This is a genomic window from Candidatus Omnitrophota bacterium, assembly GCA_013791745.1.
GTDB lineage: Bacteria > CG03 > CG03 > CG03 > CG03 > CG03.
Window position 1 is genome coordinate 1 of sequence record VMTH01000160.1, and the last position, 12269, is coordinate 12269.

Here is a 12269-nt window from a genome sequence, read left to right on the forward strand (position 1 = left end):
ACTGGCAATATCCTGAAGAACAACTCCCACGCTCAATTTTTCAGCCGGTTTAAAATTCATGCCCGCATCAAAACCGAAACCCGCCGCTGAATTGTTGTCAATAGACGAAGATAAATATTTCAGATTCATTCCCGCGCTGGCCTTATCATATTTCTTCGCGTAAGTGGCAGCTAATGACATATCGCTTGAATCAAACGAATCCCCCGTAAGGGAGGGTATTCCCGCCGACAGAGTCGCTCCGGGAATATCGCTCACTCCCGCGGAAAGTGCCGAAAACGCGAGCGCTCCGTTCCCCAGAGGCATTCCATAGGAAAGCCACTGCATGCTCCTGCTGTTTGAAAGCATTGCCGTCATAAGGCTGACCTTACTTCCTTCAAGCGAAGCGATGCCCGCGGGATTATAATAAGCCGCCGCAAGATCGTCGCTGACACCGGCGAAAGCAGAGCCCATGCCCATGGCTCTGGCCGACACGCCCATTCTCAAAAACGGCATCGCGTCCACAGAACCCGCGTGAACAAGAGCTACTCCCAAAAAGGCGATTCCCAAAACAGTAATTATTTTTTTCATTATTTCCCCCCGTGCGCTTCCATTATTCATATATACATCCTGCGTTTTCATAAGGGCGCTCATCTGAGTAAGGCGGCCTTAATCACCTTGCTGTCGGTCCCCTGCGAAGTGCCGGCTTCAATTCTTATAAGATAAACACCGTTCGCGAGAAGCTTGTTTCCGTCGGTGCGGCCGTTCCAGAAGACATCATTCCCGTTGCTGAGAGAATTCGTCTTTGATGTGTACACAAGTTTGCCTCCGAAGTCATAAACTTTGAGCGTTACAAAAGCATCCGCCGTCATATTGACTTTGATCTGAGCGTCATCTCCTGAAGACGGATCATAAGGATTCGGCGCGATAAAAGCGCTATTTATTCCCACCGCTCCGCCGACAGTAAAAGAAATTGACTGCGTGGTTGATATTCCCTGCTCGTTTGTTGCCGTTATAGCAAGCGTGTGTGAACCGTCGGAAAGCTGAAGGCCCGGCCTCACTTTGTACTTGGCCGCAGTTGCTCCGGATGTATTGAGCGCCTCCTCAACGTCAGCATTTGCATTGACAATATTTTCATCAACCAGTCCGTTGCCGTCATTGTCAATTCCGTCGCGGTAAGCCTCATCATCGAATGAGGCAGTCCTGTCAACGCCGTCAAGCAGCACTTTCACTTCTCTTATAGCCGAAAAGCCGTCCAGAATATCAGCCTCAATTATCGGAGACTTTCCAGCCATCCCGCCGTCGCCCGGCGACACAAATGCCACCGCTGGAGCCGCGTCTATAATGGCAAGCTGAAACTTGGTAAAATGGCTTGTCCTGAAGTCAACCGTGTTGTTCACTATATCGCGGTTAACATTTGTTATCCCTTCCGAAGACCATCTGGAATTTACAGTATCCCAGTAAGCCACTCCCAGTTTTGTCTCATCAGCGCCCGCAAGCTCATTATCCCTGTATGAGAATGTGATGTCGCAAGTATTTGAAGTCTGGAAAGCTTCAGGTTCTGAAAGAACAAACTCCCAGGGCTCGCCGACCAAAGCTGTCACAATTGAAGCCTGCGTTGAAGGCACGGCAGATGTTGAAGCCTGATACACTATAAGCGTACTTTCATTTTCCAGATTAGCGTTAAAATCAACATCAACTATCCTGCCGACATTGAGATTGGCGCCATCGGGCTGAAAAGCTGAAGATTCGGAAGCTATTATCATATCCTCCGAAATATAATTACCGCTTGCGTCAATGGCTGTCACAAGGATCCTGACATTACCGTCATTCTCCATTATCTCCGACATATCCACGCTCGCCGTATAAGGAGAAGCCGCCCCGATGACCGTGAGATAACGGTCAACATTAGTAACTCCATCTGTGGTCATCAGGCGGACCGTGATATTAGTCAGAGCCTGCGCGGATTTGATCTCCAATGTGCCTGTGGCTGTTAACTCCGTACCCGCGTAAGTTGACCCCAGTGTGACATTAGAAAGCGCCAGGTTCATCAACTTAGCCGTGGTCTTATAAACAATGACATTTCCCGCTGAATCGCGTTTTACTTCCACGCTGTAAACAGGAGCGATGGAATCATCCTGCTCAAGGCCGCCGGATTCAACGCAGATAGCCCTCAGCTCATAAATCCCTGAAACCGGCGCAAAGTTTGTATCGCAGGTCCACAGATCCCCTGCTTCTCCGATAGCGGCGCCTTTGGTGCTTCCTGACCAGTAAGTCCAGGAAGAACCCGGCACTCTGTATTCCACATTGATCTCGCTGGAACCCGCCGCGTTAACGAGTTCGTCGTATTCAATCATAGAAATAACGCCCGCGGCTGATATCTCTGTTATCGCCGCCGGCTTTACTATCGGTAAAACCGTGTCAACCGTTATAGTAACAGTAACCGGGGACGGATCAGCGTTGCCGTCATCATCAACAGCCAGCGCCCTTAGATCATAACTGCCGTTTGACAGCGTTATTCCGGCGGGAGGGAAGTTGGCTGTGTTAGTCACAGTGGTAGCGCTTTCGCCGACAGCGGTGTCCCCTGCAAATGTCAACCAGTCCGGTGATGCCGATGCTTTGTACTGATAGTAGATAACTCCAGAGTCGGTATTCGCCGCCCTGTATTTGACGGTGATAAGCTCGCCCGCGGTCACCAGGGCATCGCCTGAACGCACCTCAAGTCCGTCAACAGCGACGATCGAGGCCGGATTCGGCGTAACATCCTTGTAATTAACATTTTTCGTGACAGCATCAGTCCTTCCGCTTTTATCTTCAAGAGTAGCGGTAAAAACTTCCTGCTGATTATCCACAAAAACAGTGACATTCAGACACACCGTTCCCGAAAATCTATACGGATCAGCCGCTGTGCCCGCACCCGTCCATGAAGTTACTGTATTCGCCGGAGACCATCTGTAATTAGCCGCAGGAATACCACCGCCAAGTGTTATTTCCAAATTGTCTATATCCGGGCTCAGTGTTGTAACCGACCAGGTATAAGCCGTTCCCATATTGAGATTTATTTCCGTAGAAATTGAACTGTTCATCTCAAAACTGAGGATTTCAGGATCCGTAGCGTCAAGAATAACATTTCTCACGGCTGACTCTCTAAAATTCCCGGCTTCGTCAACAGCCACCGCCTTAATAAGACAATTGTTTATATCGTTGCTAAAAGCCATTGCGCCCCAGTTCTGAGTCCACTCATCATCAGTGGTGTCCTCATTAGCTATCCTTGTCCATATGTAACCGCCGTCCAGAGAATACATAAAGTACGCATAAGCATTCTCCGTATCCGCTGTATCCGCAACCTGAGCATAAAGATCTATCCCGGCGCTCGTGTCAATCCGTTCGTTCTCAGCCGGTGAAAGTATGCTCACGGAAGCCGGAGCCGAATTATCCACCGATAAAGAAAAAATAGCCGGTGCGGAATCGGATATGCCCCTTGAGTCCTTAGCGACCGCCCTCACACCATAAGAACCATCGGACAGACCGCTCACATTCCATACGGCTGTAAAAGGCGCTATGATTATTCTTGAAGCGCCGCCACCTGTGGCATCCTGCTGGTCCATATCCTCAAATGATACGCTGGAACCATCCGCAAAAGCAACATCAAACTGATAATCGTATGTCGCCGGAACCAGCGGAACGGTCACAGTCCAGCTTGAGCCGTGGAATTTCATAGACCTGTCATATGTGTTGTCTGTACAGTTGAATAACACGCCCGTTACCACGGTTGTGTCAATAACGACATCACCGCCGACGGTGTCCTGCTCCTGAATATATTCCATCAAGTCGGCGTAATCAAATGTAAAAGTCACATTTGTAGGCGTATTTGCCGTCGGATCACTGTCCGTGGCAATATCCGTCCATGAACCGCCTGAGGGCTTGTATTGAAATTTAACACTGGCGAAATCAACATTCCCTGTTACCCCGAGAGACGCGCAGAGAACCGCCTGCTTGCGAATGCGGCGGCCGGATATAATAACCGTATTATTGCTTGCCGGATCAATCACTGCCTTGGGAGCGAGAGCCGCTTTGAGCTTCACCTGAACCCAGCCCGCTGAAACGATAGAAGACGGAGTTGTCATATTACTCAGCGCGTCCCACGCTTTTATTCTTATATCATAGGTGGTTTCCGCAAGGCCCGTTGTGTCCCAATTCGCTTCCCAAACCTGGTTTGTTGCGGTTTCCGCTGTTGTAAGATCTATCCAGGCCGCGGCTGTAGACACCTTATACTGGAAGAGCGCGCCGACAGCTTCATCTTCCACTGTCGCCTGAAGTTTATTGTTTGAAGCCGAATAAACGACGGGGATTTGATCGACTGCCGGATTGGACGCATGATTGTAATTTACCACGATTCCCGCGTTGGGCACATCAACCAAAGTCATAATGTACGAATCCGGCCCGGCCTTAACCACGCCGTCATTACCTATGACAACCCATGGCCCGGAAGTATCAGTTACCGTAAGCTTTATGGCTTTTGACTTATCAAAGTTAGCTCCGGCCGGACAGTAAGTTATATTGCCCGCTTTGTCCTCGGCGGAAAAATAATAGTAATAAGTCCCTTCTGAGCCGGAAGTCAGCATTTCCTGTCTGGTATACCTGCCGAAAACCGCAATATCGGCGGAAAGATTTTCACTACCCGCGGGCGCGCCGTTGGAATCAACATAATATACTTTGACAGCGTCGCCGTCATTGGATATACCGTTTGTGTCGCTGGCATCAATTTCCAGCGTAAAATAAGTCCCTGTCCCTGCCTCGGCGGGGGCCGTCACCGTTGACACGGAAGGAATCGTTGTATCATAAATAAAAGACCTTGCTACCGTTGCCGTATTCCCCGCGTCATCAGCCGCTACAATGGACACCGAATATGTTCCGTCGTTACTGCCGTCATTTTTAAGCGCTACCGGTATCTGGCATGTAAAACGGTTGTATATATGTCTCGGATTTGTGCCGCCGCCGGTATCCACATCACCCGTCAATGTCACTTTCGGATAAGGAGAATTATTGGCGCCGTAAACCCAAGTTCCCGCCGCGCCGGAAATCGTCACCGTTGAAGCGTCTATCGCGGGACTGCTTGCGTATGAACCCGGCCCATCGACATAAATATCTTCAATCATCAGAGTTAATTTACTGACTTTATCCGTAACCAGGGCCGCGTAATTTACCGACGCCGCTTTTACCGGCCAGAAAGAAGCGGCTCCTGAAACGCTTGAAGGGTCAAGCCAGTTCGAACCCATAACCTTCTCCGTGCTGTCGGTTTCACCGTCGTTGTCCGTATCTGTCATTGTCGGAGAAGTCTTATCAACATTGAACGCGCGGGTCGCCGCGGCCATAGCGTTATCGAGAACGTCCTGCGCCTCAATTTTCACCGTATAAGCTCCGTCGGGAAGCGGGGTTGCCGGCGTATATGTCACCGTATAAGAACCCGTTACGGCTGAATAAACGCTCGTATGCGTCACAGGCGTATAAGCGTTAGCGCCCTGTTTAATCAGCATCACTATTTCGGAACTGTCAACGCCCGAAAGGCCGTAATCGCCCACGGTTGCCGATATGGCCGGTGAGCCATGTCTTAAAGTCGCACCCGCCGAAGGAGATGTAAATACCGCGGTTTGCGGCACCTGCGCGTCATAAATAAAATTTCCCGCCGACGGATAATTGGCAGCCGCCATAGAAGCCGGATGCCCCGCTAAATCGCTGGCGTATATTGTCCAAGAATAAACCGTACCTGAAACAAGAGCGCCGAGAGTGGAACCGCCATCCCAATTGCTTGTTAAATTAAGCGAAGTCGTGGATTTTCCTATTGTATAGTTATTTGTCTGGCCGCCGAAATTTGAGGAAGTCGCCACAACCATCACATAATCCTTTAAATGCGCTTCGCTGGAAGCCGTCCATGAAAAAACAGGGGTTTTTGTATTCGCGTGAGCGCCGTTGACGGGCGAAGTCAGCGAAACCGCTTCCGGCGTCTTGCTGTCAAGATATACTTTAAAACTTGTATCCCACGACGATGTGTTGCCCGCGCCGTCCTTAACCTTTATCCCGAAAGTAAGAGGATATGTCCCGTCTTTCCCCGTATTCACCGTAGAATTGTCTATGGTATACTGCACCTGGAATACTCCGCCGCCGAGGCTTGAAAAGCTTGTCGTGCCGGAACCGAGAGAACCAATAACCGAACCCGCTGAAATTTCTATACAGTTGTTCAAAGTGACAACCGCAACATCTCCCCTCAAATTATTAGCCGTTTCGGCTACGCCGTTTTCCGCCACATATATGTTTACGTCAATCGTATCACCGACTTTGTAAACATTATCAGTCTCATTATTGCTCACCGATATCGTCGTGCCGTCGCTGGCATCCGGCGACCATGGTACCGCTGTTATGGCAGGAGCAAGGGTATCCGCCGTCATAACCGTGCCGTTGGCGGCGAGCGTCGGCTGAAGATCGGCGGCGCCGGTTAATCCTACAACAAGCTCACCCGCGTTATCAAGTTCCGCGCGGAACCGGTCGCCATCACCGATGCCGGATGATGTGCGCATGCAGACATAAAAATAGTTCGTATTCTGCAGCGTCACGGGACTGTTAAGCGTCAGTTTAACCGCTTCCGGCGATGCGCCTGTCCAAACCGCAGGCAAAAAAGTTGCCGCCCTCAGCGTTTCTATTCCGGTTCCTTCCCACTGGGAATTTGAGGAATCCTGATATAAGACTAAACCGCCGGCGGACAGGGTCAGCAGATCTGCGGAGGCATCAAAGCCCAGAACATTTGAAAGCGTGACCGTAATTGCATTAACGGTATAACCCGGTGTTGCATCGTTTGTTGAAATATCAATTCTGAAAAGAGGCACAACGCCGCTTCCGGCTTTTACAACCGCCGGTAAGGCGACTGTTGAGGTCGAACCCGCCGGAATACCGACCATATTCACGGCGCTTGTATTGAAAGCAAACGAACCTACGGCAAAAAACAACAAACCTAAAACAATTTTTTTAAAAGACATTAAAGCCCCCTTTCTGTTAATTCGTGATATTCCGGCAGTTTTTTCGTTATCCGGAATTTTGTGACAAATCCGCTCACCGCCGGCTTATGTTTCGTGATAAACCTAACACTTCTCATAGCTCTTTTCTATCATTTTCAGCCAAAATTTGTCAAGAGGAAAAAATTCCAGTGAAAAAAGGGAACCGCCCGCAATCTCAGAATTTGACGCCGACGCTCGTTATGTACGCGTAGCCCAGAGCGCCGTGCGGGAGAAAAGCGAAATCCGCGAAATAGCCCCCGTCCTGCCAGCCCAGGCCGAAACTGAGGTTCAGGTCATCCTGATAAGACGAACCTATTCTCAGCGTGAGATTTTTCTGCCGCTTGAATTCAATGCCGAGAAGATACTGTATCTTCTCATATCCGGTGAGTTTCACCTCGCTGACGAGATAGAACCTGCCCATTTTCTGAAGGGCGCCGATCTGCAAGGACCGGGGAAGTTCCTCTTTTTCATTTATTATTTTTTTCTTTCCTCCGAAGTTCTCAACCACCGCGCCGAAAGCTGTCGTGCGGGAGGGCTGTGTCAAAAATCCTATATCCCACGCGTGATGATTGTAATCATTACCGTAAATTTTCTGACTGAGCTGTTTGTATGTCACGCCCGTGACGGTGTAGCGTTTCAGGCGGAGGCCGTATGACATGCTCAGAACGCCGTATCTGTCCGTGAAATCTCCGAGCTTTTCACCTGCGGCATCCCGCGCCGTATCCTCAAAACTGTAATTCTGCCAGCTCAAACCGAAATGCCCGGCGTTGACTGATGCGGCATTCTGCTTTGTTGACATATACCACGCGTTCTGGGAAAAAGACGCCGCTCTTTCCTGCTTAAAAGCCAGCATCGCGGGATTGACCCGCCAGCAATCACGGCCCTCCCACAGCGCGGAGGCCCCGTTCATCGCCGCCAGCCGCGCCGACGCGGGTATCTTAAGAAAAGCGAAGCTCCTTGTGCCGGGGTCTTCCGCGAATGCTAAATGAATAAATAACAAAATAAAAATCAAAACCGCGGGTAGGCGAAAGCTGTGCGCAGTCTTTGGTTTCTCGGCTGTTCTTCTCATCTTATTATCGTCATCTTTCCTTTTGCTTTTCCCTTCAATGCCTTATAAACGATAAAATAATTTCCCGTGGCGACAATGCCGCCGTGCCTGTTCCTGCCGTCCCATTCGTTGGTGCCGGTCAAGCTGGCCACGAGCATCCCGCTCACATCATATATCTCCACGCTCGCGTTGAGCGAGCCCTTATCGGCCGGCGAGATGATCGTGCAGCTGTTTGAGCCCGTGGGCATAAAAGGGTTCGGCGCGCTGTAGCAGACGCTCTCCGTCCTGAAACTTCCGTAGTCTCCCGACTTCGGCGTGGGGAAAGAATTCACATAAAAATCAGCGGCGTTATTGCCGGTGTCGGCTCCGGCGGGATCTCTTGTGAGGGATTCGCCGCTCCCTGCCTCCTGGGCGGCAGTTCCTCCCTCGCCGTAAACATAGTCCGGCGACACATCGTCATACGCCACCCGATCCATTTCCACATCCGCGGAATTCACCAGCCGTATTCCCTGCAGAGAGCTGTTGCTCATCTGCAGTTCATTGGAATATATGAAATCCGGATAGTCCGCGCCCCAGTCGTACCGTGTGTGCACCCGCGACTGCGTCATAAGAAAAAAAGATTTGGCGCCTATGACAAAACTCTTTGTCGGCGAAGAGATCGTTATAAAATCCGTGAAACTGTCAACGCTGTCCGACTTCTGTATCTTCCAGTTCGTTATGGTGATATCGGCGGATGTGTTGTTGTAAAGTTCTATCCACTCATACCCCTCATCGCCGCCGTCGGGGTCATAGACGAATTCGTTTATCACGACGCTTCCGGCGAACAATCTGCCGCATGCGACCAGGACCATGAATAAAAATAAAGCCCGCCTCATAATCTCCAGTCCAGCGACACATTGAACATGTGCATGGACTCCTGAATTCTGGCGTCATAAGACGTGCTGAACTTCTGCCAGCTCTCCAGATAATTACGCCTGCCGTAAGCGTAGCCCAGATCCATGTACATGTTGGATGAGATGTAATATCCGAATCCGGCCGTAAGATATGCCCTCTCGACGGAAGTTTTCTCGTAAGAGGGAACGAAAGCCATTCCGTAACGGATCTGCAGGGTGCTGCTCAGATCATTCTCTATTCCGAGGTGATAAGACACCCTGTCTTTGTAATTGTGTTTTACACGCGTGACGGGATCGATAAAACTCATGTCCGACCAGAAGGTCTTTACAATGTCAAAATAAATAGAGGCCGAAACGGCGCCGGCCCAGATGTGGTTCACCCCGAAGACGAGTTTGCGCGGAAGATCCAGCTCGCCTTTATATTTCAGGCTGGCGCTGCCGCTTGTGTGTTTGACATCATAGTCGAGCCCCGCCGGAGCGGTGTACGCCAAACCGTAATTCCAAAGCCCCCTGTCCCTGTAAAGAGAAAAATTCGTGCGGCTCCCCGAAAAATCATATTCCCTTTTTTCCCGCTTCGTGGAGGCTTCGCTTGTGCCGATTATGCTCGTCTCAACCGACGGGCTCCCGCTTATTATCTCATGAGTCATGCCCCATGCCCAGCCGCCTGAAAATTTTAAGGCCGCGGCAATATCAAAACTCCTTATATTCCCGGAACCCTTGTAATCAAATTTACCGATATAGCTCCCTCCGGAATAAGCTTCTTCCTCGTGTTTATAGGAAAAATTCATCAGTTGTATCATACCCAAACCCAGTCTCACCCTGTCGCTGAAAGCGAAAACAAAAGCCGTCTCCGGAACTTCAAACCAGGAATTGGAATTATAATACGCTCCGCCCTCATCGGCCGACCAGTCGTTATCGGGGATTATCCTTTCCGAGGCGATAACAAGGGGGAGAGAAAAATAAAACCTGCTCCCGTCAAAAGCCGACATAGACGCGGCATTGCTGAAAAGGCCCGTCGCGTTCTTCGCGGATGAGGCCGACGTTAAACCCAGAGCGAGGGATTTCGCGCCGCCGGAATACACGGGATCGCCCAGATCAAGCATCCCCAAATTGGTAAAAGCCGGCGCCGGAATTGCCAGTGCCGCCAGCAGCGCCGGAATTAAAATTTTTATCGTTTTTTTCATAATTACCCCCGTTAGAATTTAAAAATATATTTCATCTCAAATGTCTCAGCGACATCGTTCATCACATCTTCTCCGCTATATTCGTAAGTACCGTCGGTATAGTCGTAGGTGCCGTATTCAGGCATATAGAATTCCGGCGGATAATGATACATCTTTCTTGTGTATTTCACCGACACGCTCGCATTCTTTGAGAACTTCATGCTCGGGCTTATCGATATCATGGTGTACTTCTTCTTTCCGTCGCCGGGATCTTTGGAGTAGCTGACCTTGGAAAGCAGCTGAAAGCTCTTAGTGAATCTGTATTTGAGCTCCGCGGAAGAGGCGCTGTCGACCCAGAGCCATCTATTATCCTGCATGAGCTGTCTTCTGTCATACTGCCACTTTATCCTCGCGTCAGCCGACGGGCTCCATGTCATCTGCAGCCGGAACTGATCTATCTCTTTCGGCAGCTGGTAATAATCGCTGGTGTCGTAGATCTTCATCTTGTCGTCCTCGTTCTGTATCGTATAACGGCACATCATCTTCAGTTTCTTCGTCACCGGATACTGGCCCTGGAGATAGGTCTTATAAAAAGTTTTGAGCATTATTTCTTTAAGCGGATTGAGCTCTCTCCATATCTCACCCGCCCATTTTATATTCAGTTTTTTAGTTTTCGTCGTCACCTCGGAAAACATCTTCTCGTAGGGGTTATCGCCGGAAATACGGTAATTGTAGTAATCGGAATCAAAACGGTGCAGGCCCAGAAGGAGCGTCGTGTAGGAAAAACTGTAAACGCTGGCGAACTGGAAGGCCTTGCCCAATTCCCTCTTCTTTGTTTTGTCTATATTGCTCTCATAGGCATCATGTACTGAAAGAGCATAATCCAGAAAAAATTTCCCGTTGCCCTGCGAGGTCTTAACGCCGGCGGAAAAAATATCGTTTCGGCCTCCGGAGAACTTGTAGCGTATGTATTTTATATCCGTCTCGTCCCAGGCGGCAATATCCTCTTCTTCCATCCAGTCGTCAGCTCTTTCCACCGGCATGACTTCAGGTGAGAAGGTCTCGTGATAACTGAGGAAATGCACCTCATAATTAGGGAAAGGCACAGACACATAAAAACCGCAGGCCTTGTCTTCCATATTGTTGACGAGATTGAATTTGTCCTGATTGTTGTAGGCGAAACTCACGCTGGAGGGCACTGACTTCGCGGTGCCGTCGGGATTGAGTTTGGCCGTGAGAAATTTGTCCGAATAGAAAGCCGCCCATGTCATGTAAGGCATGGTCTTCTGAACGGCTATTCCGTAAAAACCGGCGTTTTTATTAGACGACCTGTAGGGCTCGACGCCTTTTTTTTCGCGGCTGACGGCGGATATCGTCTTTGAAACCGAGCCGAGCCCGAGCCCGCGCTCAAATGTGAGCTTGAACGCGCCGAGCACAAAAGTGTCAAACCCCAGATAATCTTTCGCGTAAAGATAATTGCTCACGAGATAATATCTGCGCAGATTCTCCCATGTCACCCCCTGCCCCCACGCGTCCCTTTTCACCGCGAAAGAAAGCTCCATGTTGGTGCCGTAAAAATACCTCAGCCGGGCGAGCTGGGATTCGGGATTGTGAAAATTTGAGGGAGCCTCCGCCTGGCTGTCGGAAAAAGGCATAGTCAGTTTCTGCGTGATCCTGAGATCTCCTTTAAGCAATTCTTTCTCTTCTTCCACATAGACGGTCAAAAAAGGCCGTATCATCCTGTATATCTCATCCGTCATACCGGAAACATCTTTGAGTTCTTCCACGTCCCTGAATCCGCCGCGGCGCACGCGGTGCCGTATTATCTCAACCACCACCCCCGGCGGTAGCATCGGGAGTTTCATAAGATCCGGGCGGTTTACGGTGTTGAGGTCAAGAGGATTGGCCCTGAAATCTTCAAGTTCCTCGGTGTCTATATCGTCAAAGCCTATTTTTTCGTCTTCAACATCCTCGACGATCTCGTCGTATATGTTCTCGAGCTCGTTTTCCGAGATGTCCGCGAAACAGGGCGCGGCAAAAAAAAGAATAACAAAAACGGATAGATATTTGAAAAACTGATTCAGCCCGACGGCTGCCATCCTCTCATACCGCATCTTGTCTCTTGCATACAGCATTTTGC

At 49.9% G+C, this 12269-nt stretch carries 6 protein-coding genes; all 6 read right to left on the bottom strand.

Annotated features, from left to right (window positions below; translation table 11 throughout):
- Positions 1 to 567 (bottom strand): hypothetical protein (locus tag FP827_07805; GenBank protein MBA3052967.1); only part of this gene is annotated, 567 nt, incomplete at its 3' end.
- A 59-nt stretch (positions 568 to 626) separates the two neighbouring features.
- A complete protein-coding gene (locus tag FP827_07810; GenBank protein ID MBA3052968.1) occupies positions 627 to 7007 on the bottom strand; it encodes a T9SS type A sorting domain-containing protein in 6381 nt (2126 codons plus the stop codon).
- Positions 7008 to 7200: 193 nt separating this feature from the next.
- Positions 7201 to 8094 (bottom strand): hypothetical protein, encoded by an 894-nt coding sequence (locus FP827_07815; protein ID MBA3052969.1) that lies wholly within the window; start codon positions 8092 to 8094, stop codon positions 7201 to 7203.
- On the bottom strand, positions 8091 to 8948 hold the full coding sequence (locus tag FP827_07820; GenBank protein MBA3052970.1) for a hypothetical protein: 858 nt from the start codon (positions 8946 to 8948) through the stop codon (positions 8091 to 8093). Before FP827_07820 ends, FP827_07815 begins: the two co-directional genes overlap by 4 nt.
- A complete protein-coding gene (locus tag FP827_07825; GenBank protein ID MBA3052971.1) occupies positions 8945 to 10150 on the bottom strand; it encodes a hypothetical protein in 1206 nt (401 codons plus the stop codon). The genes FP827_07820 and FP827_07825 overlap by 4 nt, the downstream gene beginning before the upstream one ends.
- An 11-nt stretch (positions 10151 to 10161) precedes the next feature.
- Positions 10162 to 12264 (bottom strand): helix-hairpin-helix domain-containing protein, encoded by a 2103-nt coding sequence (locus FP827_07830; GenBank protein ID MBA3052972.1) that lies wholly within the window; start codon positions 12262 to 12264, stop codon positions 10162 to 10164.
- Positions 12265 to 12269 lie beyond the last annotated feature (5 nt).

Bases quoted from the DNA above. Each gene is read 5' to 3' on its own strand.
- FP827_07810 (MBA3052968.1), bottom strand. From the start codon at position 7,007: ATGTCTTTTAAAAAAATTGTTTTAGGTTTGTTGTTTTTTGCCGTAGGT.
- FP827_07815 (MBA3052969.1), bottom strand. From the start codon at position 8,094: ATGAGAAGAACAGCCGAGAAACCAAAGACTGCGCACAGCTTTCGCCTA.
- FP827_07820 (MBA3052970.1), bottom strand. From the start codon at position 8,948: ATGAGGCGGGCTTTATTTTTATTCATGGTCCTGGTCGCATGCGGCAGA.
- FP827_07825 (MBA3052971.1), bottom strand. From the start codon at position 10,150: ATGAAAAAAACGATAAAAATTTTAATTCCGGCGCTGCTGGCGGCACTG.
- FP827_07830 (MBA3052972.1), bottom strand. From the start codon at position 12,264: ATGCTGTATGCAAGAGACAAGATGCGGTATGAGAGGATGGCAGCCGTC.